Annotated in this window: 29 protein-coding genes and 1 tRNA gene; 10 read left to right on the forward strand and 20 right to left on the reverse strand. The window is 63.1% G+C overall.

Translation table 11 applies throughout. The features are described 5' to 3' along the window. Positions 1-95: 95 nt before the first annotated feature. A tRNA-Met gene (locus NKH80_RS27340) sits at positions 96-172 on the reverse strand. Between the two features lie 236 nt (positions 173-408). On the opposite strand from NKH80_RS27340, the gene NKH80_RS27345 reads away from it, so the two are divergent. Further along, positions 409-1368 carry a Gfo/Idh/MocA family protein gene (locus NKH80_RS27345; RefSeq protein ID WP_352994794.1) on the forward strand — a complete coding sequence of 320 codons (960 nt, stop codon included), beginning with the start codon at positions 409-411 and terminating at the stop codon, positions 1366-1368. Between the two features lie 14 nt (positions 1369-1382). Here the strand turns inward: NKH80_RS27345 and mnmA are convergent, their stop codons facing one another. Continuing rightward, positions 1383-2573, reverse strand: a complete 1191-nt coding sequence (gene mnmA, locus NKH80_RS27350) for a tRNA 2-thiouridine(34) synthase MnmA (protein WP_352994797.1) — start codon at positions 2571-2573, stop codon at positions 1383-1385. Positions 2574-2834: 261 nt separating this feature from the next. Here mnmA and sciP point away from each other — a divergent pair, with 261 nt between their 5' ends. Continuing rightward, complete coding sequence (gene sciP, locus NKH80_RS27355) at positions 2835-3110, forward strand: CtrA inhibitor SciP (protein ID WP_023679563.1); 276 nt, start codon at positions 2835-2837, stop codon at positions 3108-3110. A 57-nt stretch (positions 3111-3167) separates the two neighbouring features. Here sciP and NKH80_RS27360 read toward each other — a convergent pair whose 3' ends face one another. Then, the gene (locus tag NKH80_RS27360) at positions 3168-4094 is read right to left on the reverse strand and encodes an NADP-dependent oxidoreductase (protein WP_352994806.1); all 927 of its coding nucleotides are present in this window, start codon (positions 4092-4094) and stop codon (positions 3168-3170) included. A 93-nt stretch (positions 4095-4187) separates the two neighbouring features. Between NKH80_RS27360 and NKH80_RS27365 the strand changes: the two genes are divergently transcribed. Continuing rightward, complete coding sequence (locus NKH80_RS27365) at positions 4188-4583, forward strand: winged helix-turn-helix transcriptional regulator (RefSeq protein ID WP_352994809.1); 396 nt, start codon at positions 4188-4190, stop codon at positions 4581-4583. 62 nt (positions 4584-4645) lie between these two features. Here the strand turns inward: NKH80_RS27365 and NKH80_RS27370 are convergent, their stop codons facing one another. Next, positions 4646-5023, reverse strand: coding sequence for a flagellar export protein FliJ (locus tag NKH80_RS27370; RefSeq protein WP_023719275.1), 378 nt, complete (start codon positions 5021-5023; stop codon positions 4646-4648). A gap of 449 nt (positions 5024-5472) precedes the next feature. On the opposite strand from NKH80_RS27370, the gene ctrA reads away from it, so the two are divergent. Continuing rightward, complete coding sequence (gene ctrA, locus NKH80_RS27375; protein ID WP_006203583.1) at positions 5473-6168, forward strand: response regulator transcription factor CtrA; 696 nt, start codon at positions 5473-5475, stop codon at positions 6166-6168. Positions 6169-6270: 102 nt separating this feature from the next. Here the strand turns inward: ctrA and NKH80_RS27380 are convergent, their stop codons facing one another. The 3 genes from NKH80_RS27380 to NKH80_RS27390 all read right to left on the reverse strand — a co-directional run bounded on the left by NKH80_RS27380 (position 6271) and on the right by NKH80_RS27390 (position 7773). Continuing rightward, positions 6271-6639, reverse strand: coding sequence for a response regulator (locus tag NKH80_RS27380; RefSeq protein WP_254819118.1), 369 nt, complete (start codon positions 6637-6639; stop codon positions 6271-6273). 237 nt (positions 6640-6876) lie between these two features. Then, entirely contained in the window at positions 6877-7506 is a 630-nt protein-coding gene (chpT, locus tag NKH80_RS27385; protein ID WP_352882351.1) for a histidine phosphotransferase ChpT, read from the reverse strand. Positions 7507-7527: 21 nt separating this feature from the next. After that, complete coding sequence (locus NKH80_RS27390; protein ID WP_254819120.1) at positions 7528-7773, reverse strand: hypothetical protein; 246 nt, start codon at positions 7771-7773, stop codon at positions 7528-7530. A 72-nt stretch (positions 7774-7845) separates the two neighbouring features. On the opposite strand from NKH80_RS27390, the gene NKH80_RS27395 reads away from it, so the two are divergent. Further along, on the forward strand, positions 7846-8427 hold the full coding sequence (locus NKH80_RS27395) for a DUF1134 domain-containing protein (protein ID WP_023679557.1): 582 nt from the start codon (positions 7846-7848) through the stop codon (positions 8425-8427). A gap of 147 nt (positions 8428-8574) precedes the next feature. Beyond that, positions 8575-9738: a coiled-coil domain-containing protein gene (locus NKH80_RS27400; protein ID WP_352994814.1), complete on the forward strand. Its 1164-nt coding sequence runs from the start codon at positions 8575-8577 to the stop codon at positions 9736-9738. A gap of 129 nt (positions 9739-9867) precedes the next feature. Here the strand turns inward: NKH80_RS27400 and NKH80_RS27405 are convergent, their stop codons facing one another. Further along, positions 9868-10665, reverse strand: coding sequence for a TrmH family RNA methyltransferase (locus NKH80_RS27405; protein ID WP_352702931.1), 798 nt, complete (start codon positions 10663-10665; stop codon positions 9868-9870). A 308-nt stretch (positions 10666-10973) separates the two neighbouring features. Here NKH80_RS27405 and NKH80_RS27410 point away from each other — a divergent pair, with 308 nt between their 5' ends. Beyond that, the gene (locus NKH80_RS27410; protein WP_352508995.1) at positions 10974-11978 is read left to right on the forward strand and encodes a L,D-transpeptidase; all 1005 of its coding nucleotides are present in this window, start codon (positions 10974-10976) and stop codon (positions 11976-11978) included. A gap of 88 nt (positions 11979-12066) precedes the next feature. Here NKH80_RS27410 and NKH80_RS27415 read toward each other — a convergent pair whose 3' ends face one another. The 4 genes from NKH80_RS27415 to NKH80_RS27430 form a co-directional block, all read right to left on the reverse strand. Then, the gene (locus tag NKH80_RS27415; RefSeq protein WP_254819124.1) at positions 12067-12405 is read right to left on the reverse strand and encodes an ArsR/SmtB family transcription factor; all 339 of its coding nucleotides are present in this window, start codon (positions 12403-12405) and stop codon (positions 12067-12069) included. A 173-nt stretch (positions 12406-12578) separates the two neighbouring features. Then, positions 12579-13385, reverse strand: a complete 807-nt coding sequence (locus NKH80_RS27420; protein WP_352509001.1) for a HugZ family pyridoxamine 5'-phosphate oxidase — start codon at positions 13383-13385, stop codon at positions 12579-12581. Then, positions 13357-14118, reverse strand: a complete 762-nt coding sequence (locus tag NKH80_RS27425; protein WP_352994818.1) for a 3-hydroxyacyl-CoA dehydrogenase — start codon at positions 14116-14118, stop codon at positions 13357-13359. The genes NKH80_RS27420 and NKH80_RS27425 overlap by 29 nt, the downstream gene beginning before the upstream one ends. A 64-nt stretch (positions 14119-14182) precedes the next feature. Next, positions 14183-14719 (reverse strand): GNAT family N-acetyltransferase, encoded by a 537-nt coding sequence (locus tag NKH80_RS27430; protein ID WP_254819127.1) that lies wholly within the window; start codon positions 14717-14719, stop codon positions 14183-14185. Between the two features lie 278 nt (positions 14720-14997). On the opposite strand from NKH80_RS27430, the gene NKH80_RS27435 reads away from it, so the two are divergent. Continuing rightward, positions 14998-15987 (forward strand): glutathione S-transferase family protein, encoded by a 990-nt coding sequence (locus NKH80_RS27435; RefSeq protein ID WP_352508993.1) that lies wholly within the window; start codon positions 14998-15000, stop codon positions 15985-15987. 2 nt (positions 15988-15989) lie between these two features. On the opposite strand, the gene NKH80_RS27440 is transcribed toward NKH80_RS27435, so the two are convergent. Beyond that, positions 15990-16490: an NUDIX domain-containing protein gene (locus NKH80_RS27440; protein ID WP_352508992.1), complete on the reverse strand. Its 501-nt coding sequence runs from the start codon at positions 16488-16490 to the stop codon at positions 15990-15992. A 53-nt stretch (positions 16491-16543) separates the two neighbouring features. Between NKH80_RS27440 and NKH80_RS27445 the strand changes: the two genes are divergently transcribed. Continuing rightward, the gene (locus NKH80_RS27445) at positions 16544-17488 is read left to right on the forward strand and encodes a metallophosphoesterase family protein (protein WP_254819270.1); all 945 of its coding nucleotides are present in this window, start codon (positions 16544-16546) and stop codon (positions 17486-17488) included. 72 nt (positions 17489-17560) lie between these two features. Here the strand turns inward: NKH80_RS27445 and NKH80_RS27450 are convergent, their stop codons facing one another. The 4 genes from NKH80_RS27450 to leuA all read right to left on the reverse strand — a co-directional run bounded on the left by NKH80_RS27450 (position 17561) and on the right by leuA (position 23013). After that, positions 17561-18178 carry a hypothetical protein gene (locus tag NKH80_RS27450; protein ID WP_352994821.1) on the reverse strand — a complete coding sequence of 206 codons (618 nt, stop codon included), beginning with the start codon at positions 18176-18178 and terminating at the stop codon, positions 17561-17563. A gap of 133 nt (positions 18179-18311) precedes the next feature. Then, positions 18312-19115, reverse strand: a complete 804-nt coding sequence (locus NKH80_RS27455; RefSeq protein WP_352994823.1) for an alpha/beta fold hydrolase — start codon at positions 19113-19115, stop codon at positions 18312-18314. A 227-nt stretch (positions 19116-19342) separates the two neighbouring features. Beyond that, a complete protein-coding gene (locus tag NKH80_RS27460; RefSeq protein WP_352753416.1) occupies positions 19343-21133 on the reverse strand; it encodes a tetratricopeptide repeat protein in 1791 nt (596 codons plus the stop codon). Positions 21134-21276: 143 nt separating this feature from the next. Then, positions 21277-23013 carry a 2-isopropylmalate synthase gene (leuA, locus tag NKH80_RS27465; protein WP_352994825.1) on the reverse strand — a complete coding sequence of 579 codons (1737 nt, stop codon included), beginning with the start codon at positions 23011-23013 and terminating at the stop codon, positions 21277-21279. Between the two features lie 617 nt (positions 23014-23630). Here leuA and NKH80_RS27470 point away from each other — a divergent pair. Next, complete coding sequence (locus NKH80_RS27470; protein ID WP_254819134.1) at positions 23631-23945, forward strand: nuclear transport factor 2 family protein; 315 nt, start codon at positions 23631-23633, stop codon at positions 23943-23945. A 17-nt stretch (positions 23946-23962) separates the two neighbouring features. Here NKH80_RS27470 and NKH80_RS27475 read toward each other — a convergent pair whose 3' ends face one another. From NKH80_RS27475 to NKH80_RS27485, 3 genes are all read right to left on the reverse strand, one after another. Beyond that, positions 23963-25051 (reverse strand): AbrB family transcriptional regulator, encoded by a 1089-nt coding sequence (locus tag NKH80_RS27475; RefSeq protein WP_352994828.1) that lies wholly within the window; start codon positions 25049-25051, stop codon positions 23963-23965. Between the two features lie 274 nt (positions 25052-25325). Beyond that, complete coding sequence (locus tag NKH80_RS27480; protein ID WP_352508987.1) at positions 25326-25631, reverse strand: putative quinol monooxygenase; 306 nt, start codon at positions 25629-25631, stop codon at positions 25326-25328. A gap of 49 nt (positions 25632-25680) precedes the next feature. Beyond that, positions 25681-26478 (reverse strand): SDR family NAD(P)-dependent oxidoreductase, encoded by a 798-nt coding sequence (locus tag NKH80_RS27485; RefSeq protein ID WP_352994831.1) that lies wholly within the window; start codon positions 26476-26478, stop codon positions 25681-25683. Positions 26479-26493 lie beyond the last annotated feature (15 nt).

Here is a 26493-nt window from a genome sequence, read left to right on the forward strand (position 1 = left end):
TTGCAGACCATCGACAACCCGTTCGGCACGAGGTTGTCACCCATGTCTTAGGTACATTCTGTTACCCATGTCTCCGGGTCGTACCATTCGATTTTTGGTAGCGGGAGAGGGACTTGAACCCCCGACCCCAGGATTATGATTCCCGTGCTCTAACCAACTGAGCTACCCCGCCAGGGCGGCGAAGGCCCGAAATCCAGCTTAAATCGGCAGGCATATCGGCGCGTTCGCCAAGGTCGCGCGGATATAAGGTTGCGAGGCCAAGCCTGTCAAGCATCGAAGTGGCTGCCGCGCCGGCATATTGCTGGCGCCTAAAGCTTTGCCGGGCAGACATTTGGGCGCACAGGCCGGGGTTGAGTTCAGCGAGGCACGTCGCTATGTCTCGGCCACGAAAGCCATGGTCATGAATTGATGAAACCGCGCATTGCAGTCCTCGGTTGCGGATACTGGGGCAGCAACCACATCCGCACCCTAAAGGCGCTCGGCGCGCTGCACGCGGTTTCGGACGTCAACCCTGCGCGTGCGGAGGGTTTTGCCAGCGAGCAGGATTGCCTGGCGATCGAGCCGGAGGCGCTGTTTGTCCGCGACGATGTCGACGCCATTGTCATGGCGCTGCCGCCGCAGTTCCATGCCGACATGGCGGTGCGCGCCGTGCTCGGCGGCAAGGACGTGCTGGTGGAGAAGCCGATCGCGCTGACGGTGGCCGATGCCGAACGCTCGGTGCAGGCGGCCGCCGATAATGGCCGTGTCTTCATGGTCGGCCACGTGCTGCGCTTTCATCCCGCCTTCGAGATGCTGAAGGCGCTGATCGACAATGGCGAACTCGGCGAAGTCCGCTACATCCACTCGCATCGGCTCGGGCTCGGCAAGTTCCACACCGAAAACGACGCGTTGTGGGATCTGGCGCCGCACGATCTGTCGATGATCCTCGCCATCACCGGCACCGAACCGGTCGAGGTGCGCGGCGAAGGCGCTGCCCTTCTCGACAATCTCAGCGACTTTGCGCATCTGCATATGCGCTTTCCCAGCGGCTTGCGCGGCCATCTGTTCGCCTCGCGGCTCAACCCTTACCGCGAACGGCGGCTGACCGTGGTCGGCACCAAGGCGATGGCGGTGTTCGACGATGTCGAGCCGTGGGAGCGCAAGCTTGCCGTCTACCGCCATGCGGTGTGGCAGGACAGCGGCCAATGGGCGTTCACCGCCAACGAGCCGTCCTATGTGGCGGTCGGCGAGGGCATGCCGCTGACGCGCGAGCTGGAGCATTTCATCCACTGCATCGAGACACGGGCCGAACCGCGCACCAGCGGTGAGGAAGCCATCCGCGTGCTGCGCATCCTGACCGCCGGCACCGTTGCCCACACCAGACCCTAAAGAGAAAACGCCGTCTATTCGGCGGGAACCCGCGCCGGCTGGACGGCAAGCCGCGTCAGCATCGCCTCGGCTTCGGCGCCGCGCTCGGAGCGCTCGATGAAGCCGCCGCCGAACACGCGCGCCTCGTTGCCGTCGTCGGAATAGAGCACGCAGGCCTGACCGGGGGCGATGCCGGACTCGCCGTCAACCAGCTCCACCGAAGTGACGCCGGCGCGGTGATGCAGCACCGCCGGGCGCGGCGGCCGCGTCGAGCGTACCTTGGCGAAAAGCTCAAGCCCGGCCGCCGGGATATCGGTCAGCGGGCCATCGCCCAGCCAGTTCATGTTGCGCAAGAAGATCTTGTGGGTCTCCAACGCCTCGCGCGGGCCGACGACGACACGGGCCCGGTCGGCGTCGAGATGGACGACGTAGAGCGGCTCGCCGGAGGCGATGCCGATGCCGCGGCGCTGACCGACGGTATAGCGCAAAATGCCCTCGTGGCGGCCAAGCACGCGCCCGTCTATATGGACGATATCGCCCGGATTGGCGGCAGCCGGCTTCAGCTTGGCGATGATGTCGGAATACTTGCCCTGCGGCACGAAGCAGATGTCCTGGCTGTCCTGCTTGGCGGCGACCGTCAGTCCCATCTCCTCGGCGATGGCGCGAACCTCAGGCTTCGACAGGCCGCCGAGCGGAAAACGCAGATAGTCGATCTGCGCCTGGGTGGTGGCGAACAGGAAGTAGCTCTGGTCGCGGTCGGCGTCGACCGGCCGGTAAAGCGCGCGATGGGCGCCATTGGCGCCGGAGCGGATGTAGTGGCCGGTGGCCAGCGCATCGGCGCCGAGTTCCTTGGCGGTCGCGAGAAGGTCGGCGAATTTCACCGTCTGATTGCAGGAAACGCAAGGGATCGGCGTTTCGCCGGCGACATAGCTCTCGGCGAACGGGTCGATCACCGCCTTGCGGAAGCGCTCCTCGTAATCGAGCACGTAATGCGGCATGGCGAGCGTCTCGGAGACGCGGCGGGCATCGTCGATGTCCTGGCCGGCGCAGCATGAGCCGGCCCGGTGCGTTGCCGCGCCGTGGTCATAAAGCTGCAATGTGACGCCGACGACGTCGTAGCCCTCGCGCTTCAGGAGGCCGGCAACGACCGACGAATCGACACCGCCCGACATGGCGACGACGACGCGGGTGTTTTCGGGGCGTCCGGGAAGATCGAGGCTGTTCATGGTTCTTTCGTTCTGCGCGGCGCTTCAGTGCCAATGGCCGGAATATAGGTCAAGCATCTCGACTGCGCCAGCTTTGCCGGGCCGGTTCATTTTTCCTGCCGGGTTCAACGCGCATGCCGGCAGATGTTTCAAATGCCGATGAAAAGGCTAACGCCGCGTTCATGATCCTTACCTAACCATTAGGGTCTGCTTAGGCAAATTTTAAAGCTGTGGCGGTAATGTGGTGGGGATTGGGTCTTTGAGTTTTTTGTAGAGAGTACGATGACCGATCTAATTAGACCGCGAGTCAAATATGTTATCGGGCCAGACGGCAGCCCACTTACCATCGCCGATCTGCCGCCGACAAACACACGTCGCTGGGTTATCCGGCGCAAGGCGGAAGTGGTGGCGGCGGTGCGTGGCGGGCTTTTGAGCCTCGAAGAGGCGTGCCAGCGCTACAAGCTCACCACCGAGGAATTCCTGTCCTGGCAGGCGTCGATCGACGAATACGGCCTTGCCGGCCTGCGTACCACGCGCATCCAGCAATACCGGCATTAGGCGGATAAGGGCGCTGATCAGCGCCCTTACGTTTGCGAGGGGCGACGATCTGCAATTTCAGACCGTCAGCACCACCTTGCCGATCGGCCTGGTGGCGAGAAAGGCATGGGCTGCACCGGCCTGTTCGAGCGGAAACGCCTTTGCCACGTGGACGGCCAGCTTTTTCGCGTCGATCAATTTGCCGAGCTCCACCAGGGCGGCACGGTCGGGCACTACGGACATGCGCTCGACGCGGATGCCTCGCGTCCTGGCCTTTGCCTTGGTGGCGTCGCTGACATCGAGCAGCGACACCAGAACGCCGCCAGTGGTGAGCACTTTCAGCGATTGCTCCGTATGCACGCCGCCGAACGGGTCCAGAACCAGATCGATGTCGCGGGCCTTCCCGGTGAAATCATCCCTTGTGTAGTCGATCACCTCGTCGGCGCCGAGCGAGCCGACGAAATCGAGCTTTGCCGGGCTTGCGGTCGCGACGACGTAAGCGCCGTGCGCCTTGGCGATCTGTACCGCCAGATGGCCGACGCCACCGGCTCCGGCGTGGATCAGCACGCGCTTACCAGGTTCGAGCCGGCCATGGCGAACAAGGCCTTGCCAGGCCGTCAGGCCGGCCAGCGGCAGCGCGGCGGCTTGCGCGTGATCCATGCCTTCAGGTTTCGGCGCAAGCTCATCAGCCGGGACAGCGGCGAGTTCGGCGTAGGCTGCCGCCTGTTTGGGAAAACGCGTCATGCCGAACACGGCGTCGCCGACCTTGAGGCCGGAGACGCCGGAGCCCAGCGCCTCGACAACTCCCGAGACGTCCCAGCCAAGGACAAAAGGCGGCTCGCCAAGCAGCGGATAGTGGCCGCCGCGCACCGCACCATCCACCGGATTGATGCCGGCCGCCTCGATGCGGACGAGCACTTCGCCGGCCTCGGGTGATGGCGCGGGGCGATCGGCAATGACGAGGACGTCGGGTCCGCCGAAGGAATTCTGGACAATGGCACGCATGGAAGGCTCTCCTGCTGGTTTTGATGTGCCGCTATCATTTGGATAGTTACATTCTCTTGTCTAGTATGTACCTTTTTGATATATACGCACCTCATGGATAGTGAAGATGTTTCCCCTTTCGGCTATGACGCCTTTCGGCGGTCGTGCCCGTCACACGCCGTGCTCGAGACGCTCGCCAGCAAATGGGTCTACCTGGTGATCTGTGCGCTGCGCCCGGGCCGGCTCCGCAACGGCGAATTGGCGCGCAAGCTCGAAGGCATCACGCCGAAAATGCTGACGCAGACGCTGCGTATCCTGGAACGCGACGGGCTTGTGCGGCGCGAGGTTTTCCCGGTCGTTCCGCCGCGGGTCGAATATGAGCTGACCGAACTTGGCCAGAACCTGGCAGGACTGCTCAATCAGATCAGAGCCTGGTCGGAGCAGCATGTGCCCGACATCAAAAATGCGCGCGCACGGGCGGCGGAACAGCAAGAAGATTTGAGTGCCTGAGGTGGGCACAGTTCGGTGCGCAGCAATAGCGCGCAAGCGCGACGCGCGTTAAAGTCTTGTTTTCAGCCGATCATGGCGCTGCGGCCGCCGGCTTCCGTGTCGCGCGCCTTGGTGTCGCGCGATTCCAGCATCTCGGCCTTGGAAAGCTCCGCTTCGGCTTCGCTCAGCAGTGATTCGGCGACATTTCGCTGCTGGGCGAGGTCGCTTTGCGAATTTCTAAGGTTGTCGCGGCGTAGACGTGCCGCCTTGGCGAAGGTCGGATAAGCAAAGTGATTGATGTCGGTGATGCCGGCCTTCTTCTCTTCGGCAGCGATCTGAAGTTCCAGCTCGACGGCCATGCGCTCGAATTCGGCGATCATCATGTCGAGCTGCAGCAGCTGCCGCCGCTTCTCGCTCACCTGAAATTGCTTCAGCCGAACGAGGTTTTCACGTGACTTCATGATTCGGTACTCCCGGAAACGCACACCTGCACATATCGTCCAATTCACCCGGCAAGGCCCAGGCGTGACCCGTTTCCACCGGCTTTCCCGGAACTATGGGAAACAAACTCCTAAAGTTTTTTGCCGGCGGTAACCATTCGTTTACGGGCATTGTTAATCATACGGCTCAGGACTTAAGGGCGGGTAAAAATTCTGCTTCTCGTCGCGAAACCCGGCCAACGAGTCCGAAGAGTCACTTAGTCTGGCTTATTAATGTGCTGCATTAACGGTTTGGGTCTGTGATTCATTATTGGATTCAACAAGGTGTAGAAAGGGGTTAAAAAATCTGATACCGTCATGGAGGGGAATTAGGTTTTATTAACCATTCGATGGCAGCCTCTGCTCAGGCAATCACTGCTCCGGTCCTGGACGGGTCGTGAAATGGTCCGGCAGCAGAAAAGGGGAATGAAATGCGCGTTCTGCTGATAGAAGACGACAGTGCAACCGCACAAAGCATCGAGCTGATGCTGAAATCGGAAAGTTTCAATGTCTATACGACCGACCTTGGTGAAGAGGGCGTCGATCTAGGGAAGCTTTACGATTACGACATCATTCTCCTCGACCTCAATCTTCCCGACATGTCGGGCTATGAAGTTTTGAGAACACTTCGCCTGTCCAAGGTGAAGACGCCGATCCTCATCCTCTCCGGCATGGCCGGCATCGAGGACAAGGTGCGCGGCCTCGGCTTCGGCGCCGACGATTACATGACCAAGCCCTTCCACAAGGACGAACTGGTCGCCCGCATCCACGCCATCGTGCGGCGTTCCAAGGGCCACGCCCAGTCGGTCATCACGACGGGCGACCTGGTGGTCAATCTCGATGCCAAGACCGTTGAGGTCGGTGGCCAGCGCGTGCATCTGACCGGCAAGGAATATCAGATGCTGGAACTGCTCTCGCTGCGCAAGGGCACCACGCTGACCAAGGAAATGTTCCTCAATCATCTCTATGGCGGCATGGATGAGCCGGAGCTGAAGATCATCGACGTCTTCATCTGCAAGCTGCGCAAGAAGCTTGACGCCGCGTCTGGCGGGCAGAATTACATCGAGACCGTCTGGGGCCGCGGTTATGTGCTGCGTGAGCCCGAGGATATCCGCGTCAGCGCCTGAACTAGGGGCGTGATCCCAAGGTGGGCGCCGGTTTTTTCGGAAAGACCTGGCAAACAACAAGATAGAGCCGATCCGATTTTCGTCGGAATGGAACAGCTCTGATCAGGCGGCAACCTTCAAGGCGCGGAAGCACTCGAGCAGTTGCGGCCGGTTGAACGGCTTCAGCAGGTAGCCCTGGGCGCCGGCTCGTTTTGCCCGCATGATCGCCCCGACATCGACCTCGACCAGCGAAATCAAAACCTGCGGCAATACCGGGCTTTCGATGGCGCGCACGCGGCGTATGAGGTCCTGCGCCTGCATGTCCGGCAAGGCGCCGTCGACGACGATGATATCAGGCATGTCGGCCGCGCACATCTCGATCGCCTCATGGCCGCTGGCGGCTTCGATCACCATCATGCCGGAACCGCCCAGGATACGCCTTGCGACCTTCCTGATGACGCTCGAATTATCGACGAACATGCAGCGTTTCATTCCCGGACCCTCTTGCCGTTTGGCGAACCGGCAGCGTCGTGGCATCTGCCGGGAAACATAGGCCGATCTGGTAAAGAAGCCGAAAAGCCGTTAGGTAAAATTTTCCCGAAGGTGTTTTTAGTGAAATCTTCTTTCGCAATGCTTCACGCAATCAATCTGCAAGCGCGTCTCACAGATATTAAGACCAGGCCGTAAATATGACTTGGAGAAATACTTTCCCCGCTCTTTCGGAGAACTTCAGGCTGCGGAAAGGACGATCTCGTCGGCGGTCGCGTGGATCGAAATCGTCATGTTGGCTTCGCGGGCCAGGAGCAGCGTGTAATAGGGCTGCACCGAATGCGCGTCGATCGGCTCGTCCGGCCTGTTGCCGGAATGCAATTCCAGGAATTTGGGCGGCACGCGCAGCATCGGGCCGCTCGCCGCGAGTGCAAAGCGCGGCTCGGTCTCCAGGTTGTCCAGCGTGACCGCCAGCCTGCCGCCGCGCGGAATGGCGGCGTTGGCGACGAGGATGAGATTGAGCAGCAGCTTGACCTTGTTTTTGGGCAACAGCGCACGGGTCCCGTTCCAGACCAGTTCCGGCTTCTCGTTCTTCAGGAAGGCGATGGCCACGGCCTCGGCATCCCCGGTGTCGATCAGCATGCCGGCGGAACCGGCGGCGCCGAAGGCGATGCGGGCGAATTGCAGGCGGGCGGAAGCGTTTTTGGCGCTTTGGCGGATCAGTTTCATGGCATCTTCGTCGGCGCCGCCCTCGTCGAGCAGCTCAAGCCCGTTGTTTATGGCGCCGACCGGCGAAATGATGTCGTGGCAGACCCGGCTGCACAAAAGCGCCGCCAGGTCGGGTGCGGAAAGGGTGAAAAGCTCGGCCATCGGCAAAAATCCCTGCAAATTTCACAACACAATGACCGGGCGATCATGATCACGCCTGTCAACACGAATCACGCTCTCTCCCAAGCATTCTGAATACACAGCGCTTATGCGTGCAGCAACAAATCCAAAATTTTGATTGTCGAAAATGGTGTGTTCACGCAGCAGGGTGCTGCGCGGGCGATGCAAAACAGCCTTCGAACCGCCATCTTCATGTGAGAGTTTAATGGTTGAAAAAGGATTACGGCATAGTTTGCCCCTAACAGTCATCCTTAACGGCCGCCAAAGAGCCGTACGGATGCGAGGCGTCGGCGAAAGTGCTCCCTGACGGAGATTGGAAGCATGGTTTCCCGATTCTACGACCGGACTTTTTTCCGTGTCATCTCAATGACGATCGCGCTCATCGGCCTTGTCGCCTTTTCGGCATCGGCGGCGCGGGCGCAGGAATACACGGCCCAGGAGATCGTCGATTCCGGTCATAAATTCTTCGGTGCGACATCGGGCGGGCTCGCCACCGTCGTCGAGAAGATTTTCGCCACCTATGGCCTGCCGAACGGCTATCTGCTCGGCGAGGAGGGGTCCGGGGCGCTGATCGGTGGCCTGACCTATGGCGAAGGCACGCTCTACACCAAGAATGCCGGCGATCACAAAGTGTTCTGGCAAGGCCCGTCGCTCGGCTGGGATTTCGGCGGCGAGGGCTCGCGCGTCATGATGCTGGTCTACAATCTGGACGATGTGAGCAGCCTCTATAACCGTTTTGGCGGCGTCGCCGGCTCCGCCTATGTCGTCGCCGGCGTCGGTTTCAACGTGCTGAAGAACAACAATGTGCTGCTCGTGCCGATCCGTACCGGCGTCGGCGCCCGTCTCGGCGTCAATCTCGGCTACCTCAAGCTCACCCAGCGCGCGACCTGGAATCCGTTCTGACCGGCATGACCGAGCGACGGCGATTGGGCCTGTGATCCCGCGGTCCGAGCTTTGCCGCGGCATACTCTTGCCGTGGCGCCGGATTTCCGTCATGCGAAGATGGCAAAGTCGACCTTTGGCGGTTGCCATGCACAACGGATAGTCATCTTGGTCCAGTCGATCCTGTTCTTTGTTCTCGGCTTTCTCTGCGCGGGCTTTCTGGCGCTGATGATTGCTCCGGCCGTGTGGCGGCGGGCGGTAGCGCTGACGCGCAAGCGCGTCGAGAGTTCAATGCCGTTGACGCTGGCCGAGATCCAGGCGGACAAGGATCGCATTCGCGCCGAGTTCGCGGTTTCGGTGCGCCGGCTTGAAATGACCGTCAAGTCATTGCGCGAGAAGGCCGCCGAACAGCTGGTCGAGATCGGCCGCGACCGCGAAGCCCTGAAGGAACTGGCGGCCGAGCGGCAGGACAAGAACCGGGTCGTCGCCGATCTTACAACCAGGGGCGAGGAGCTTCGCAAGCGCGATGAGCAGCTGCAGCAGCTGTCGGAGCGGCTTGCGGAGACCGAGCGCGCCCTCGAAAAGCGCGGGCTCGAACTGCGGAAACTGGAGCACATGTATGACGACGCCAGTTTCTTATCCAGCAGCCGGCAGATCGAGCTGGTGGCGCGCGAATCCGAGCTGCAGAAGCTGGCGAGCGACATTTCGCTGCTGCGCGGCCAGCGTAAGGAGGCGGACAGGCGCAGCCAGGAATTGGCAGCCGAAAGCAAGGCTTTGCGGGACGCGCTGAAGGCCGAGAAGAAAAGAACCGGCGACCTCGAAAAGAAAATCGAACGCCTGCTCGCCACGCTGGCCGATCGCGAGGACAGGCTGGAGCGCCGCGAGAAGGAACTGGTGCGCCTTCGCGAAAAGCCGAAAGGCGCTGAAAGGGCGCCTGCGGGGGGTCTTGCCGGCGTGCCAGGCAGTCAGGTCAATGTGGCCGCCAACGGCGACATCGAAAAGACAACCGCCAAGCTCGACGCCGACCGCGAGCGGCTGGAGGCCAGGCTGACATCGCTGGCACGCGAGAACAGGCGGCTGAAGACAGATCTTGCTGCCGTTGAAACGTCGAAATCACGGGCCGGAGATGATGCCGGCAGCGCCGGCGCGGCATTGCGCGAAGAGATGAACGATCTGGCGGCGCAAGTCGTGGTCCTGACGGCAAAGCTCGACGGGCCGGATTCGCCGATCGCCCGGGCGCTTGCAGCGGCTGAGGATGCGCCGCCGGGGAGCGGCGGACGCAGCCTTGCCGATCGGGTGCGGGCGCTGCAGAAGGCCGCTTCGACCGACTGAGATTCCGCAGATCCAAGAGCGGGCCCTCCGGCTCTGAAGCGCGTCGCGTTCGACCGGCCTCATCCGACGCGCTTTGAGTTCTTGTTTGATGCATGTCGTTATCGCAAAGCCGCTGCAATTTGACATGCCTTAGGCTCCGGAAAAATGATACAGCGCGATGGCTGACGCGGCGGCGACGTTCAGGCTGTCGAAACCTTGCGCCATGCCGATCCGCAGCGTCTGCAGGCGGGCAAGCAGGCTTTCCGGCAGGCCTTCGCCCTCGGTGCCGAGATAGAGCGCCAGCCGTTCGTTTCTCTTGGCATCGCGAATGTCGATCTGCCCGCGCGGCGACAAGGCGAATTGGCTGAAGCCTTGCCGGTCGAGCATTGCGGTGCAGCCGGCGGTATCGGCAAAGCAGGCGAAGGGGACCTTCAAGGCCGCACCCACCGAAACGCGGATTGCCTTGCGGTACAGCGGATCGCAGCAGGTCGGGTCGAGAAGCACGGCATCCGCGCCAAAGGCCGCGGCATTGCGGAAGATCGAGCCCATATTGTCATGATTGGCGATGCCGACCAGCACCACGATCAGCGCGCGGGCGGGCAGCGCGCCAAGCAAGGCTTCGGCGGAGATGGCCGCACCCTTGCGGCCGATCGCCAATATGCCGCGATGCATGTGGAATCCGGCGATCCTGTCGATGATTTCGCCGGATGCGACATAGATCGGAAGCCCGGCAGGCGCCTTGCGCAAGACGTCATCGAGGCCAGCCAGCCGGTTTTCGAGTACCAGCACCGATTCTGCCTCGAAGCGCCGGGCGGCGAGCAGCGTGTCGAGCACCACCTTGCCTTCGGCGACGAAACGGCCTTGCCGGCCGGCAAGATCTCGCTCCCGGATGTCGAGGTAGGCTGCGACGCGGGGATCGTGCGGGTCGTCTATGCGGATCGGATCCATGGCTTCCTCGGCGGACCATGGCGTCGGCCACGAATCGGGATTCGGTTTCGGAAGGCATGATGCCGGATCCGAAGCTCAGACCGTATCTCAGCGTCCAAATGGATGCACGCCGTTCTAACGGTTATCCAGTCACCGGGCGCCGGGCCAGGATGGAATCTGCCCGGGCTTTGGCGACGGGGAATATTGATTCCCGCGGCACGGCTCTTCGGCAAAGCCGCTTCTGCAGAATTTCGATGGGGCGAGGGAACCGCACAGGGCCATGCCGCGTCATAGAAGCGGGCTCCTGCTGCGGTCCTGGAAGGACATCGATGATCAGGCTCCTCGTCGTCTTTGCCGCCACGCTTGCCCTTGCATGCGGCGTGGCCCGCGCCGCCAAGCTCGATCCGGCCACCGTCAATCAGGCCCAATTCACTGTCGGCGAACCGAAGGGTGTCGATCCGATGCTGCTGAAGGCGCAGATCCTTCTGGATCGCGCCCGCTTCTCGCCGGGCCTGATCGACGGTCGCCTTTCCCAGAACTTCGCCAAGGCCGTCGCCGCGTTTCAGGCGGCAAACGGACTTCCGCCCGATGGCAAGCTCAGTCCACAGACCTGGAGCAAACTCATCGCAACCTCCGCCAAGCCGGTGCTGGCGACCTATGAGGTGATGCGCAAGGATGTGCGTGGACCGTTCACCCGGCGTATTCCCGCCCGCTTGGAGAGGATGGCCCGCTTGCGGCGGCTCGGCTACCGCAATGCGGTGGAGAGGTTGGCCGAGCGCTTCCATATCAGCGAACAATTGCTGAGAATGCTCAATCCGGGCACCAGCCTCAGGAAGCCCGGCAGGACCTTGGTGGTGCCGGATGTCGACAGGGGCGACCCTCCCGCCGGCGTCGCCACCATCGAGGTCGACAAGGGCGCTCGCCTGGTGCGTGTGCTCGACCGTGCCGGCAAATGGCTGGCGGTCTACCCCGCCTCGATTGGGAGCGAGGAGAAGCCGGCGCCAAGCGGCATGGCAGAGGTCAGGCGCGTGGTGCACAACCCTACCTATCACTACGATCCGGACTTCGCTTTCAAGGGGGTCAAGACCAAGCGGCCCTTCACCGTCGCTGCCGGGCCGAACAATCCCGTGGGATCGGTCTGGATCGACCTTTCCATCGAAAGCTACGGCATCCACGGCACGCCCGAACCCGGCAAGATCGGCACGACCTTTTCGCATGGCTGCATCCGGTTGACCAATTGGGATGCCGAAGACCTTGCCTCGATGGTGCAGCCGGGCACGAAGGTCGAGTTCAAGGAGGAGATTGCGCAGGCCGCCGACGAGCGTGTTCAGTAGCAAGGCTGACTTGGCAACAAGGCGGATTTGGCAGCAAGGCGGATTTGGCGGCAAGCGGATTTGGCGGGGCGTTCTCCGCCTCGGCCGCTCAAGTCCCGGCGCGACGCAGCCGGTGAGCCATCTGCGACAGTTCACCTTCGCCAAAAATGCCGTCCAGCATATGCAGCAATTCGCGCACCGCCCCGGATTTGCAGGAATAATAGATCATTTGCCGATCGCGGCGGGTCTCGACAAGGTCGGAAGCCCTGAGCTTGGCCAGATGCTGTGACAGGGCGGATTGGCTGAGCGACACCTTCTCGGCTATGGCGCCGACCGACATCTCGCCCTCGGCCAGATAGCTCATGATCAACAAACGTTTTTCGTTGCCCATCAGCGTCAGAAACGCAGCCGCGGTTCCGGCGTTGGCGACTAGTTTGTTCGAGACCATAGATCCCCCATGCCTTCTTGCTCATCCGCCGCTATGGGGGCAATAGCGTCGGATTCCATAGACTTTCCCTATAGATGCACGCCAGCGATTCAGCGTCACTCGCAAAGGTAGAACATTTCGCTCAAATCTCAAGGCTTGCTTTCCATGCAAGCCGATTAACTGCCCCGCTGTGATTAATTTGCCGATCGGGCGGCCTTTGCCATATCGACCAGGACAGGCCTGAGGTCGCGTGCCGCTGCCAGCGGCTCGGGGAAGAAAACCCGACAGACATTGTCGCCGGATACGAGATCCATCCCGTCGGCGTCGAACCCGGTGACGATCCAGCCGTCGCCCCCGGCCCCGCCGAAATAACTTGCGTAGAGGGCAATCGCATCGAGATGGTCGGCGTTCATATGGTCGAGTGCCGATTGCTCGCCGACGGCAAGCTCTTCGACGATCGCTCCCGTCGCGACCAGATCGGTGCGGTCGAGCAGATAGGCCTTGCCGAAGCCGCCGTTCAGGCTGGCGCGCTCCGGTTCGACCCGAAAGATCGAGAAGTCGCCGAGTCCGGCATAGAGCTTCGCCTTGGGATTGTGGTTGAGGTAGCGCCGCTCGGCGCGGGCGTGTTCGTTCGATCCGCGTTCGAGCCGGACGGCGCGGCAGACGAGCGTCAGTCGCGGATGCGCCAGCGGATCGCCCTTGCCGGGTTCGCCGACGAGCAACGAGCAGCGCGGGTCGGCAAGGATAGCGCCGGTGTGGGCGGACAGCATCGAGACCAGGATCAATGGCGTACCGTCGATGTCGGTGGCGACGCCGACCCGGCTGGCCAGCGGCGAACCGGTCCCTGGTTCGAGCACCGCCAGCGCGCCGAAACGGGCGCTGCGGATCAGCGTCTTTGCCAGCCTGATCGCCTCGGCGTCGGTCGCGCGGATCACGTCTTTCCTGGGTTCGTCCAAAGCACCACCGTCGCTTTTATTTCGGCGCCATGCGGATGGCGCCATCGAGGCGAATGGTCTCGCCATTGAGCATCTGGTTCTCGACGATGTGCAAGACAAGTGCCGCGTATTCCGAAGGCTCGCCCAAACGGGAAGGGAAGGGTACTGCGGCGCCGAGCGAATCCTGCACCTCCTGCGGCATGCCGGCCATCATCGGCGTCCTGAAGATGCCGGGCGCGATGGTGCAGACGCGAATGCCAAAGCGGGCGAGATCGCGCGCCACCGGCAGCGTCATGCCGACGACGCCAGCCTTGGACGCGGAATAGGCCGCCTGGCCGATCTGGCCGTCATAGGCCGCGACCGATGCGGTGTTGACGATCACGCCGCGCTCGCCGCCCTGTAGCGGTTCGGGCCTCGCGGTCCGGTCGGCGACCAGGCGGATCATGTTGAAGGTGCCGATCAGATTGACCTCGATCACCTTGCGGTATTGATCGAGTGGGTGCGCTCCATCCTTGCCGATCGTCTTCAAGCCGATGGCGATGCCGGCGCAATTGACCAGAATGCGCGGCTCGCCGAGCGTCTCACCCACTCCCGCGACAGCAGCGGCACCGCTCTCCGCGTTGCTCACATCACATTGGACGGCGATGCCGCCGATGTCGGCCGCCACCTTGGCCGCCCGGTCAATGCCGAGATCGAGGACGGCAACCCTGGCGCCACGGACGGCAAGAGCGCGCGCCGTCGCCTCGCCAAGGCCAGAGCCGCCGCCGGTGACGATCGCAATCTGGCCGTTCGGGTTCATCTTGACGTTCGCCTCCCTGCCCAGACTAATGCTGCGAAGCCACCGTGCAACAGCGCCGGCACGGTCACGCCATCGCGGCGATGTGCTCGGCAATCCTTGCCTGGTCGGCGTGGCAAACCTCGCCCACCAGCCTTGCCACCGCGCCCGGCATGATCTCGTGCGCCAAAAGCCGATCGGGATCGACCGGACGCGGCATCGAGATCTGCCCGCGCGGCAGCCTCTTGAAGCCGAGCGGGCCGTAATAGGGTTCGTCGCCGACCAGCATCACGGCCGGCGCGCCGGCCTTGGCGGCGGCTTCCAGCGCGATTGCCACCAGCTTGCGGCCAATGCCGAGATTTTTGAAGGCCGGCCGCACGGCGAGCGGCCCGAGCATCAGCGCGCGGCCGGCACCGGCGGCGATACGCGTCATCCGTACCGAGGCGACGACGATTGCGCCGTCGACGGCCACGAATGACAAAGCGCGTTCGTGCGAGCCAGCTTGGCGGATCTTGTAGGCGGCAAGCACGAAACGGCCCGGCCCGAAAGCCTCGTTGTTGATGGCTTCGATTTCAGGATCATGCGCCGGAGTTTCCGGCAGGTATTTCACGTCGGCAAGGCTCATGGTCTTTGCGTTCCGGTATACGAGGAAAGGTTTGCTGCAAGCGGCAGCGTTCGCCAGTCAGCGCTTCATCAAGCGCGGGCGCTCTTTCGTCGTCGGTCGAACCGGATCACGGCAAAGTCAAACATGTGGATGTCCGCTACCACCAATTTTCAGCCGCCGCAATCGGCCGGCGCAGCCGACACGCACTCGACGCAGCCGTTGACGATCTGTTCAGCGTCGAGGATTTCCGCGGGGCCGCTTGCTGCCCTACATCGGGTAGGAACGCGAAAGGATATTTCATGGGATTGCTAGTCGAAGGCCAATGGCAGGACCGCTGGTACGATACCGGGGAGAGCGGCGGGAAATTCGTGCGCGCGCAGTCACAGTGGCGCGACTGGGTGACCCGCGACGGCGCGCCGGCCGAAGGACGAAAACGCGGCTTCAAGGCCGAGCCCGGCCGCTATCACCTCTATGTCTCGCTCGCCTGCCCGTGGGCGCATCGGACGCTGATCTTTCGCGTGCTCAAGAAACTCGAGGACGTGATTTCCATCTCGGTCGTCCATCATTTCATGGGCGCCGACGGCTGGACGTTCCTGGCCGAGGACGGCGCCACCGGCGACACGCTCTACGGCCTCGATTTCCTGCACCAGATCTACACCAGGGCCGATCCCGGCTATTCGGGCCGCGTCACCGTTCCCGTGCTGTGGGACAAACGCGAGCAGACCATCGTTTCGAACGAATCCTCCGAGATTATCCGCATGCTCAATTCGGCGTTCGACGAATGGGGCGATGCCAAGCTCGATTTCTATCCGGAACCGTTGCGCGGCGAGATCGATGCGGTCAATGCGCTGGTCTATCCCGCGGTCAACAATGGCGTCTACCGTGCCGGCTTCGCCACCACGCAGACAGCCTACGAGGAGGCGTTCGGCGAATTGTTCTCGGCGCTCGAGACGCTGGAGGACCGCCTGTCAAAGCAGCGCTATCTCGTTGGCGGCCGCATCACAGAGGCGGACTGGCGGCTGTTCACGACACTGGTCCGCTTCGACCCGGTCTATGTCGGCCATTTCAAATGCAATCTGCGCCGCATCGCCGACTATCCGAACCTGTCGAATTATCTGCGCGACCTCTACCAGGTGCCGGGCGTTGCCGGCACGGTGAATTTGCACCACATCAAAGCGCATTATTACGGCAGCCACGAGACGATCAACCCGACGCGCATCGTGCCGGTCGGGCCAGAGCTCGACTATGGCGCGCCGCATGACCGCGACAGGTTCAGGAAGGCTGCCTGATTTTACCAGTAAGGCGATACCGCTGCGCCATCAAAAACCTCGGCAATCCGTCGCAAAGTTGCCGGCGTCGTTCCCTGAGGCAAGCGGTCGAGCGGGAAGAAGCCGGCTTCGGCGATCTCGCGGTCAGGCAGCTTGGGTGCTGGCTGGTCGAACTCCTCGACCAGATAAAGGCCGACATGATCGCGGCGGCTGGCGCGGCGGTTGAAATGCAGCGACTTCAGCACCGGCGGTCCGGTCAGCGCGATGTTGCCTTCCTCGAAGACTTCGCGTGTCAGCGCTTCGATCATCGTCTCGCCCAACTCGACGCCACCGCCGGGCAGGTGCCAGCCAGGAACATAGGTATGGCGGATGAGGAAGACGGAATTGGAGGGGCGGTCGTGAATCAAGCCGCGCACGCCGAGCGTCATCGGCCGCCGCAGTACGAAATACAGGTGAAACAGCCTTGCCCTGAGGCCCGGCCATCCGGTCTGGCGCAGCGCTTGCTCCGGATCCGGCGTCGTCATCGTCCGCGAAACCGTGAGTGGAAAGCGGCGCGCGCCTCGCCTATGAAGAAAAGATGTTCAGGCTCGCGCATATTTCCGATGTCCATCTGGGGCCGCTCCCCGATGTAACCTATCGCGATCTCGCCTCCAAGCGCGTGGTCGGCTACGTCAATTGGCAGCGCAACCGCCGCCGCCACATGCACGACGCCGTCATCGACACGATCGTCGCCGACATGAAGGCCAGCGGGCCGGACCATCTCGCCATCACGGGCGACCTGGTCAATCTGGCGCTCGACGGTGAGCTCGAGATGGCCAAGCACTGGCTGGAGACGCTGGGCTCGCCCAACGACGTGTCGGTGGTGCCGGGAAACCATGACGCCTATGTGCCGGGCGCCTTCGACAAGACCTGCCGGTCGTGGGCGGCATGGATGACCGGCGACGGCGTCAATACGCCGGTCGACCGCAACACCTTTCCGTATCTGCGCGTACGCGGCGATGTTGCGCTGATCGGCGTCTCCACGGCGCGCGCCACGGCTCCGTTCATGGCCAACGGCTTCTTTCTGGAAGGCCAGGCGGAACGGCTGCGCGGCATGCTCGACGCCACAGGCAAGCGCGGCCTGTTCCGGGTGATCATGATCCACCACCCGCCGATGCGCGGCGCCGTTTCGCAGAACAAGCGGCTGTTCGGCATCTCGCGCTTCCACAGGGTGCTTCACCGGCACGGCGCCGAACTTGTGCTGCATGGCCATTCGCATGTGCCGTCGCTGTTCTTCATCGGCGCCCGCAAGACAAAAATCCCGGTGGTCGGCGTCGCCGCCGCCGGGCAGGCCCCCGGCAGTTCGCATGCGCCGGCGCAATACAATCTGCTCGACATCGACGGTGAAAAGGACAATTGGCGGATCAGGCTGACGCGCCGCGGCCTGACCGGGCCGGCATTGCCGCCCAGCGACCTGCAGACGCTGGAGCTTGGCGTCGAGGCCGAGGCGTCGATGGCTAGAGCAATTCCAGGAAAAGTGTGAAGCGGTTTTTCGGAATTGCGTCAGAACAAAGAGATAGAGCCGTTCAGCATTTCGGTGAAACGCTGAACCGCTTTAGAAGCTGATTTTCATCGCGACGATGCGATCCCAGAACAGTACGAGCGAAATCGCCAGGCCGACCAGGGCGCCGGCGGCGATCAGGCCGAGGCCCGAGAAGAACGCCGACCAGCCGTTGCTGCGCGCGGCGATCTGCAGCGGCGGCTCGGCCTCCGCCACCAGGGCGCGTTTGAGGCCGGCGACGGCTTGCTCGATGCCGCCTTCCATCATTCTCTGGCGTTCGACAACGCGCTCGGCGACATAGCGCGTCACCTGGTCGGCAACGACCTTCATGTCGGTCGATTCGGCGAGGACGACGCGGCCGATGCGTGTGTCCTTGAGAAAGCGGTAGGTGCGGCGGTCGCGTCCCATGGCGACATGGCTGACGGCGTCGATCCACAGCCGTGGCTGCAGGCCGGACGAGACGGCGAAGTCGAAACTGTCCATGTCGGTGGGCACGTCGCCGAAGACCGGTGCGAGTTCGGCGGCAAGCAGATCGAGCCGCATGCGATGCGCTTCGCGCATGTCGACGACGACATCGTCGCGGTCGGCGAAGGCGTTCTTGACGTCGCGAATGGCATCGGACAGTTTTCGCGGCTGATCGATCTGGGTGATGTTCTCGCCTGCGTCCTTCATCGGCGTTGCCTCGCGGGTTTGGTTAACACCGAATTAACACAGCCGCCGGCAAAATGCACTTGCCAGATCGACGGGCCGGCAAGGGTTCGGTGGAAGGAGCACCTGCGCCGCGGCCGTCCCGCGCGAGGACGGATCAGCTCGCCGCCGCAGCCAATTCTGGACGAAGTCGCCTGCTTCGGCGCCGCATGTTGCAACGGACAGCCTCGACGACCAGGCCGGGCGCTTCCTCGACCAGCATATGGCCGGCTTCCAGCACGTGGTGCAGATGAAAATGCTTCGGCAGGCCGTCCGCCTGGCTGACGCGCAGCATCGCGTCGTCGGTTCCCCAAACCACCATGACTGGCATATTCAGCGTTTCAAGCCGCTCGCTTGGGATGACGCCTTGCCGATCATCCCTGGTCATGGCGGCCGCGAGCTCGACAAGTGTCCGTAGCTGACCGGGACGCTGCCGCATCTCGTTGACGAGATCGACCCTATGCTGCGAAGGCCGGCTTTGTGGTCCCGACATGGCGGCAAGACAGGCGCGGATTTCATCCGTGCCGGCAGCGGCGGCGTAACGACGAAGCAGCGGACCATTGATCTCAGGACCAAAACCGCCCGGCGCCAGCAGCGTCAGCGAGGCTATTTTTTCCGGCTCGTTCAATGCCATCAGGGCGGCCACGGCGCCGCCCATCGAATGGCCGACGAGATGGGCCCGCTTAATCCCGCGAGCGGAAAAATCCGCAAGGACGGCACTGGCTGCAATCCTGGCCGGACCGCCGCCCGGAAAATCGAGTGACAGCCCATGCCCCGGCAGATCATAGGCCAACGTCCGCGCGCCGAGTGCCAGGGACGCGGCCACCTCGCGCCAATCGTCGTGGCAGCCACCGAAACCATGCAGCAAGGCGATGATTGTCGGGCCGGTGCCCCGTTCGGCGGCGTACAGGGATGGGGTCATGCAAACTTTATGGCTTGGTGCCGGGATCAGTCAGGATGCCGGGGGCGGTCTTATGCGGATCAGTCTTTGTGGGAGGTCAGACTTATGCGGAGATCAGTCTTATGCGCGATAAGACCTATGTGGGATCGGATTGGCCGGTTCAAATTGTGTCTGAATTGCGCTTTGGCCGTCCGGATGGCCAGTAAAATCTTCGCGATCACCTGACGTTGTGCACGCGCCCGGAGACGTCAGCTGGCGCCGCCAAGCCCGGCGGCGCGCAGGGCTTCCACCAGCCGGTTGGTCAGATCGGCGGGATATCTTCGTTCGACGAAGGTTGCGCGCGGATCGGCTGCGAATTTCGGGAATTTGGTGGTCAGTTCCTGCAGAAGCCTGCTCGCCAGCTTCTCGCGGCCGGCAGCCTTGGCACCGATCAGCCGCGCGGCCAGATAATGCGATTTCATTTCCGTCGTTCGCAAGCCGTCGCCGGCAAGCGTCGCCTTGTTCACGTCGCCCATCATGAACTCTCCGGCGAACAGCCCGTAATCCCACCATGTCGGATGGGCGCTGGCGATGTCCACCGCGTGAGCGATGATCGGGGTGCCCTCGCTGTACCTGCCGGCGAAAACCAGCCCGTAGCCATAGGCGGCGGCCATTGCGAGATCGTAGGGATTGAGCTCATAGGCCTTGCGCATCCAGCGGATCGATTCCGCGGAATCGCCCATGCGCGAGTTGAGATAACCAAGGGCGCGGTGCGCGTAGGGGCTGGTCGGGCCCATCTGGATGGCGCGATGGGCAAACGTCATCGCTTTGTCGATCGTCGCGTCGGCGGGGTAGGGATAGTGGTCGGTGACCGCTTCAAGATGCAAGGACGCGAGTTCCGAATAGACGAGCGACGACTTCGCCTTCCCGTTGGCAAGATCTTCGAGGCAGCGGTAGGCGGCTTCGTGCGTCTGGGCGTTCTGGTCGAGATAATATTTGCCGTTGAGCACCAGGCACGCCGTCAGCCCGGTCTGGATGCCGCTCTGCTCGATGTAGTTGTAGATCGTGCCCGAGGCGGGAAGAGCCGAGCTCAAAATGCCGGAGATCTGGTCCTCGATGGCGGTGTTCGCGCTGTCGCCGGCGGTCAGGTTGCGTGACAGCAGCACGCGGCCTGTTGCCACGCTTTGCAGCTCGAGCATGATGTCGCCGCTGCGCGGCCCGGGCAGGACATCGAATACGAAGCTGGCGGCGTCGGTAACTGGATCGGGCGGGCTGTCGGCATCACGGCCGATGAAATTGATGGTGTCGAAGCCGCTAAGGCCGGCGCGCAGCGATGCGGCGACACGGCGAGCCACGTCGCTGTCGGCCTTGATGGCGATGTAGACCTGGGGAAGGTTTTCAACCGGAGGCGCTGCAATGCTGGCGGTCGCCACCGCGGTCTCGACCGCCGTGTCGCCGCCGGTCAGCAACACCACGCTGCCCTGGCGAAGGATCAGCACACCCAGCATGAGGATGACTAGCGCGATCGCCAGCCAGAAGAATTGCAAATGGCGCTGCAGCGAAGGTGCAGCAGGGGCGACGGCTGGAACGCTCAGCAATGCAGCCGGATGTGTCCGGTTGCGGGCGTCCTCCAGCGATCCGGGCGGGGCGGTCGTCGCCGCCTCCTCTGTCGCTGGCTGCGGCTTGCTCTTTGCCTCCACCTCCGCCGGCAAGCGAATGGCGTTGAGTTCGTAGGACGGAACATAGCCGCCGCGCGGAATGGCGATGCGGACCGGTTCGGCAACGCCCTCATTGGCGAAATACTGCTGCAGAAGCTCGCGCAGCCTGCCGGCCTGCACCCGCACCACCGCATCGGTCGACGGATCGAAATCGCCGTCCTTGCCGAAGACGTCCATCGCTATGGAGAAGCCCTTGAGCCGGTCGGCTTCGCCTGCCTGCTCGCGCTCGACGAGATAGCGGAGCAGCTTGCGCGCGCGCTCGGATCGTCCGAACGTTTCGCTGGCAAGCAATCGCTCCAGCGTTTCGCGCACTGCGGGGGCGGCAGGCGTGGTATGCTGCAAGTGTCGATCCCTTCGAATTCGGCACAGGTTGAGGTACAATCATATAGCGCTGGCGGCGGCTTACAAGCGTGTGCTTATGGTGCGATAGCGTACCCACCGGATAAAAGTCCGGTGGGCCGATGGCGCGAGTCTGGCAGTCTCGGCTAGCCGAGCTTTCGGCCGACGATGCGGTTGGCGGCCGAAACCACGGCTTCGAGCGAGGCGGCGACGATGTTGGTGTTGATGCCGGCGCCGAACAGCTTGCCGCCCGGATGTTCCATCTCGACATAGGAAATGGCCGAGGCATTCGAGCCGCGCTGCATGGAATGCTCGGAATAATCCAGCACCGACATCGGCACCCCGACATGGCGCGACAGCGCATCGACGAAGCCGTCGATCGGGCCGGTGCCGGTGCCTGATATGGTCACCTCCTTGCCTTTGTCGAGGATCACCGCTTCGATCACGCGCCGGCCCTTGACCTCGGTGTCGGGGTAGGTGTGGTGGTCGAGGAACTTCAGCCGCGCGCCGGGCTGGTCGACATAGGTGTCGAGGAAGCGCTCGTAGATGCGCCTGGCCGGCACCTCCTTGCCTTCGGCGTCGGTGATCGCCTGGATGGCCTGGCTGAACTCGATCTGCAGGTTGCGCGGCAGGTTGAGGCCGTAATCCGCATGCAGCACATAGGCGATGCCGCCCTTGCCGGACTGCGAGTTGATGCGGATGATGGCTTCATAGCTGCGGCCGACATCGGCCGGGTCGATCGGCAGATAGGGCACCTCCCAATGCGGCGTGTTGGCCTTGCGCAGCGCCTTCATGCCCTTGTTGATGGCGTCCTGGTGCGAGCCGGAAAAGGCGGTGTAGACGAGCTCGCCGACATAGGGATGGCGCTCGGGGATCTTCAGCTGGTTGGAGTATTCGTAGACGTCCTTCATGCGGTTGATGTCGGAGCAGTCGAGCCCGGGATCGACGCCTTGCGTGTACATGTTGAGCGCCAGCGTCACGATGTCGACATTGCCGGTGCGCTCGCCATTGCCGAACAGCGTGCCTTCGACGCGGTCGGCGCCCGCCATCAGGCCGAGTTCGGTGGTGGCGATGCCGGTGCCGCGGTCATTGTGCGGATGCAGCGAGATCAACAGGTTCTCGCGGTTGTCGAGGTTGCGGCACATCCATTCGATGCGGTCGGCATAGATGTTGGGCGTCGACATCTCGACCGTGGAGGGCAGGTTGATGATCAGCCTGTTTTCCGCCGTCGGCCTGACGATCTCGGTGACTGCGTTGCAGATCTCCAGCGCCACTTCGAGCTCGGTGCCGGTAAAGCTCTCCGGCGAGTATTCGAAACGGTAGCCGCCGCCGGCCTTCGCCGCCATGTCGGTGATCATCTTGGCCGCATCGGTGGCGATGCGCTTGATGCCGGCGACGTCCTTCTCGAAGACGACACGGCGCTGCAGCTCGCTGGTCGAGTTATAGAAATGGACGATCGGGTTGGTGGCGCCCTTCAGCGCCTCGAAAGTGCGGGTGATCAGTTCGGGCCGGCACTGCACCAGCACCTGCAGCGAGACGTCGGCGGGCACGTTGCCTTGTTCGATGCACCAGCGGGCGAAATCGAAGTCGGTCTGCGAGGCCGACGGGAAGCCGATCTCGATCTCCTTGAAGCCCATGTCGAGCAGCAGGGCGAACATGCGCGCCTTGCGTTCCTGGCCCATCGGATCGATCAGCGCCTGGTTGCCGTCGCGCAGGTCGACCGAGCACCAGATCGGCGCCTTGTCGATCACTTTCGAAGGCCAGGTGCGATCGGCGAGGCCGACGGTCGGATAGGGCTGGTATTTGCGGGCAGCGTCCGGCATGCCCCTCGCGGGCTTGGTGGTTTCCTCTACGTTCAGACGGATATCTTCTCGTGCGTTCATCGTCTTTTCTCCCGGCGGCTCGCGGATCCAGCTTCAGGCGGATTGGTGGCGAGCGGCGCCTTTACCAGAATTTCGTTCGCTCGATGTGACGTGCCAATTTGCAGACTGGCCAAGGAGCGTGCGCGTGAGCGGCGAATTCGACCGCCGGGCGCTCCTTCAGCGAACCCGGCGATCGCCGATAAGGCCGAGAAGCAGCAGGGTGGAGGCAAGCGCGCGAACGGTCTGGCCGGCAATGCCGGTCGGACGGGACGCAAAAGAGGTGGCGCGCGGGCTCATGGCGGTTTTCATACAGGAGCGGGCAAAGCGAGGCAAGTGGGAGCCTCGCTGTCGGCTTGGGGCTGTTCGATGCCAGGGAAATCAATCAAACGGATGACCGATGCCGACGCTGCCCTTCACGCAGGGTGGCGCAAACCTGTCGCGATTGTCCGGGGCAGCCACATTTTGTTCTTGCTTTGTGCCGGCAGCTATGCTACTAATTTGCGTATGGTGCTAATTGGCTCCAACGACCCGCCTCCCGAGGCGGGTTTTTTATTTCGGCGTCATGCTTCGAGGACTACCCTATCGTCTCATCCGGCCGCTCCTTCCAGAGCACCGGAATCCGGTCCAGGAGGAAAGACATGGACACGCCCGATCCCATCCGCCGCTTTGTCGAAGCCACCAATGCCGGCGACACCGAAGCCTTCCTGGACAGTTTCACGCCGGATGCCTTTCTGAGCGACTGGGGCCGGTCGTTCCGGGGCCGCGAGCAGATTGCGCGTTGGAACCAGTCGGACAATATCGGCGTGCAGTCCAGGTTCAGCATCCTCGGCATCGCAGCAGCGGACGGCACCTGCCGCGTTCGCATCGCCGTCGAAGGCAACGGTTTCAACGGCGAGGGCGATATGGTCTTCACGCTGGACGGCGAGCGTATATCGAGCCTGGTGATCAGCTGACGCAGCCCAGCTGGTCTTTACTCCCGCAGGCTTCTCGCCACCAGCCGCGCCACGCTTGGGCCGACCAGCAGCACGATCAGGAAGCGTGCCGATTGCAGCGCCATGACGAAGGATATGTCGACATGCTGCGCGGCGGCGGCGATGATGGCGACGCTGTCCATGCCGCCCGGGCTGGTTGCCAGATAGGCGGTCAGCGGATCGATGCCGAGCAGGCGGCTGATCAGGAAGGCGAGGCCGCCGCAAAAGCCGATCAGGGCAATGATCGAGCCGACGATCTGCGGCAGCGCGCGGGCCGCGTGGCGCAAAATGGCCCTGGTGAAATTCAGGCCGATGCTCCAGCCGATCGTCGTATAGCTCAAGGCAAGCAGCCAGGGCGGCAACTGCATGGTCACACCGAGCCCGAGATGGATCACGGTGCCGAAAATGAAGGTGCCGAGGAAGAACGGCGACGGCAGCCGGAAAAGCTTTCCGGCGAGGCCGCCGACGAGCGCCACCCCGAAAGTCGCGGCTAAGCCTTGCGGGTCGACCGGTGGGAACCAGACGATGGCCGGCACCTCGATGCCCGAGGTGTCGACCCAGAGCTTGGCCATCAGGGCTGCCGTCATCGAGACGCAGATGACGCGCAGATAAAGCATGAAGGCGACGAGGCGCTGGTCGGCGCCGAAGGCACCGGCCATCAGCACCATGGCGGTGGCGGCGCCCGGCGACGAGCCCCAGACCGCGGTGGTGCCGGGCAGGATGCGCCAGCGGCTGATCAGCCAGCCGAGCAGGCTGGATGCCGCGACCGTCGCCATCACGACCCCAAGGAACAGCGGCCATTCCTTGTAGAAGACGGGAAAGATATCGGCCGAGATGGAACTGGCGACCAGGCAGCCGACGACCGCCTGGGCTGAGCCGAACAGGACCCGCGGCACGCGCACCGTGGCGCCGTTGGTGCCGGCGACGATGGCCGCCAGCATCGGTCCGATCAAGAGCGCGGCCGGCAGGGCGGCGAGTTCCAGCGCGCCGGCAAACAGCACCGAGACCACCACCAGGACCGGCCACTGCCAGGCCTTGTGGATCCGCGCCAGGTGCTCGATGGCCGGCGGGTTTGAGGAAGAATCCATAGATGGGCTCTAAGACCGGCCGCGAAAAAATGCGAACCCTTTTTGCGGGGTTGGCCTTGGTGACGACTGCACTACGGCTTCTGTGGCGATCCTTCGCGCCCCCCTCCGTCCTGCCGGACACTCCCCCACGAGGGGGGAGATCGGCTGTTCCAGGGCCCCGCTCATTCCTGTGGCGTTTGGCGATTGGCGAAAGCCGAGATGACGGACAATTTCCCCACTTGAGGGGAGATGGCCGGCAGGCCAGAGGGCGGCGCTGTCCCGCCGGCCTCTCCCTCTATTCCGCCTTCACCGGCAAGCCGAACCCGCCAACAGGATGCGTCTCCACCTGGAACTCGAACCCGGCGATGATCGGCCGTGCCTTGGCGATTGCCGCCTGGACTTCGGGCAGCTGCAGCGAAGCCTTGTGGCTTTCGGCGTCGGTCCACACTTCGGTCACCCAGATCGCGTCGGCATCGGCCGGGTCGGTGGCGATGATGTAGTTCAGGCAGCCGGGCATGGCGCCGGTGCTGGCGAGCAGGATATCCATCATTGCGTCACGCTGGCCGCGCATCGCCCGCATCTTGCCGATCAGTCCGTACATTCGCTTTGCTCCGTTGAGATGACGCAACCAGGAGTATGCAGGTCGCCGTCTACGGCATCAACTGCCCGCCATTGACCTCGATCACTTGGCCGGTGATGTAGCCGCTCAACAGATCGGAGGAGAGGAACAGATAGGCGCCGACGCAGTCCTCGGCGGTGCCGGCGCGGCCCTGCGGGATGGTGGCGATCATGCTTCTCATCTGTTCGTCGGTCGAGTAGCGCTCGTGGAAAGGGGTGGCGATGGTGCCAGGCGCCACTGCGTTGACGCGGATGTTGAAACCGATCAGCTCCTTGGCCATGCCGCGCGTGACGTTGGAGACGAAGGCCTTGGCCGAGCCGTAGAGGCCGGCGCCGCCACCGGCGCCGTTGCGTGCGGCGATCGAGGAGGTGTTGACGATGAAGCCGCCCTGCCGCTTCAGCCATGGGATCGCCTTGCGCGAAGCTGTCAGCACGGAGCGCGCGTTGAGGTCCATCACCGCGTCGTAATGCGCCTCGGTCTGCTCGGCATAGGGCACGCGGCCGAGCATGCCGCCGGCATTGTTGACGAGGCCGTCGAGCCGGCCGAAATGTTGCGCACTGTCCTCGACAACGCCCTCGACATCGGCAGGGATCGAGAAATCGCCCTGGGCGAGGAACACGTCGCCGCCGCCGTTGCGAATGGTCGCGGCCAGGTTTTCGGCAGCCGCGCGGCTCGAATTGTAATGCAGCGCGACGCGGCATTTCTGCGCGGCGTAGGCAAGTGCAAGCGCCGCGCCGATGCCGGTCGAGGCGCCGGTGACCAGCACCGCCTTTCCGGCAAGGTCGGGGATGACCAGAGAGGGCCTGACAAGGGTGGTGGTGGCTGGCACGTCTATTCCTCCGGG

The sequence above is a fragment of the Mesorhizobium sp. M0904 genome (assembly GCF_040319475.1).
Taxonomy (GTDB): Bacteria; Pseudomonadota; Alphaproteobacteria; order Rhizobiales; family Rhizobiaceae; genus Mesorhizobium.

What these genes read in the sequence shown, in the direction of transcription:
- NKH80_RS27410 (WP_352508995.1), top strand. Translation starts at nt 10,974, where the DNA reads ATGATCAGGCTCCTCGTCGTCTTTGCCGCCACGCTTGCCCTTGCATGC.
- NKH80_RS27405 (WP_352702931.1), bottom strand. Translation starts at nt 10,665, where the DNA reads ATGGATCCGATCCGCATAGACGACCCGCACGATCCCCGCGTCGCAGCC.
- NKH80_RS27450 (WP_352994821.1), bottom strand. Translation starts at nt 18,178, where the DNA reads ATGAAGGACGCAGGCGAGAACATCACCCAGATCGATCAGCCGCGAAAA.
- NKH80_RS27415 (WP_254819124.1), bottom strand. Translation starts at nt 12,405, where the DNA reads ATGGTCTCGAACAAACTAGTCGCCAACGCCGGAACCGCGGCTGCGTTT.
- NKH80_RS27360 (WP_352994806.1), bottom strand. Translation starts at nt 4,094, where the DNA reads ATGCGTGCCATTGTCCAGAATTCCTTCGGCGGACCCGACGTCCTCGTC.
- NKH80_RS27475 (WP_352994828.1), bottom strand. Translation starts at nt 25,051, where the DNA reads ATGGATTCTTCCTCAAACCCGCCGGCCATCGAGCACCTGGCGCGGATC.
- NKH80_RS27425 (WP_352994818.1), bottom strand. Translation starts at nt 14,118, where the DNA reads ATGAACCCGAACGGCCAGATTGCGATCGTCACCGGCGGCGGCTCTGGC.
- NKH80_RS27470 (WP_254819134.1), top strand. Translation starts at nt 23,631, where the DNA reads ATGGACACGCCCGATCCCATCCGCCGCTTTGTCGAAGCCACCAATGCC.
- NKH80_RS27455 (WP_352994823.1), bottom strand. Translation starts at nt 19,115, where the DNA reads ATGACCCCATCCCTGTACGCCGCCGAACGGGGCACCGGCCCGACAATC.
- mnmA (WP_352994797.1), bottom strand. Translation starts at nt 2,573, where the DNA reads ATGAACAGCCTCGATCTTCCCGGACGCCCCGAAAACACCCGCGTCGTC.
- NKH80_RS27395 (WP_023679557.1), top strand. Translation starts at nt 7,846, where the DNA reads ATGGTTTCCCGATTCTACGACCGGACTTTTTTCCGTGTCATCTCAATG.
- sciP (WP_023679563.1), top strand. Translation starts at nt 2,835, where the DNA reads ATGACCGATCTAATTAGACCGCGAGTCAAATATGTTATCGGGCCAGAC.
- NKH80_RS27365 (WP_352994809.1), top strand. Translation starts at nt 4,188, where the DNA reads ATGGATAGTGAAGATGTTTCCCCTTTCGGCTATGACGCCTTTCGGCGG.
- NKH80_RS27440 (WP_352508992.1), bottom strand. Translation starts at nt 16,490, where the DNA reads ATGACGACGCCGGATCCGGAGCAAGCGCTGCGCCAGACCGGATGGCCG.
- NKH80_RS27345 (WP_352994794.1), top strand. Translation starts at nt 409, where the DNA reads ATGAAACCGCGCATTGCAGTCCTCGGTTGCGGATACTGGGGCAGCAAC.
- NKH80_RS27390 (WP_254819120.1), bottom strand. Translation starts at nt 7,773, where the DNA reads ATGACTGTTAGGGGCAAACTATGCCGTAATCCTTTTTCAACCATTAAA.
- leuA (WP_352994825.1), bottom strand. Translation starts at nt 23,013, where the DNA reads ATGAACGCACGAGAAGATATCCGTCTGAACGTAGAGGAAACCACCAAG.
- NKH80_RS27445 (WP_254819270.1), top strand. Translation starts at nt 16,544, where the DNA reads ATGTTCAGGCTCGCGCATATTTCCGATGTCCATCTGGGGCCGCTCCCC.
- NKH80_RS27370 (WP_023719275.1), bottom strand. Translation starts at nt 5,023, where the DNA reads ATGAAGTCACGTGAAAACCTCGTTCGGCTGAAGCAATTTCAGGTGAGC.
- ctrA (WP_006203583.1), top strand. Translation starts at nt 5,473, where the DNA reads ATGCGCGTTCTGCTGATAGAAGACGACAGTGCAACCGCACAAAGCATC.
- NKH80_RS27435 (WP_352508993.1), top strand. Translation starts at nt 14,998, where the DNA reads ATGGGATTGCTAGTCGAAGGCCAATGGCAGGACCGCTGGTACGATACC.
- chpT (WP_352882351.1), bottom strand. Translation starts at nt 7,506, where the DNA reads ATGGCCGAGCTTTTCACCCTTTCCGCACCCGACCTGGCGGCGCTTTTG.
- NKH80_RS27420 (WP_352509001.1), bottom strand. Translation starts at nt 13,385, where the DNA reads ATGGCGCCATCCGCATGGCGCCGAAATAAAAGCGACGGTGGTGCTTTG.
- NKH80_RS27380 (WP_254819118.1), bottom strand. Translation starts at nt 6,639, where the DNA reads ATGAAACGCTGCATGTTCGTCGATAATTCGAGCGTCATCAGGAAGGTC.
- NKH80_RS27480 (WP_352508987.1), bottom strand. Translation starts at nt 25,631, where the DNA reads ATGTACGGACTGATCGGCAAGATGCGGGCGATGCGCGGCCAGCGTGAC.
- NKH80_RS27430 (WP_254819127.1), bottom strand. Translation starts at nt 14,719, where the DNA reads ATGAGCCTTGCCGACGTGAAATACCTGCCGGAAACTCCGGCGCATGAT.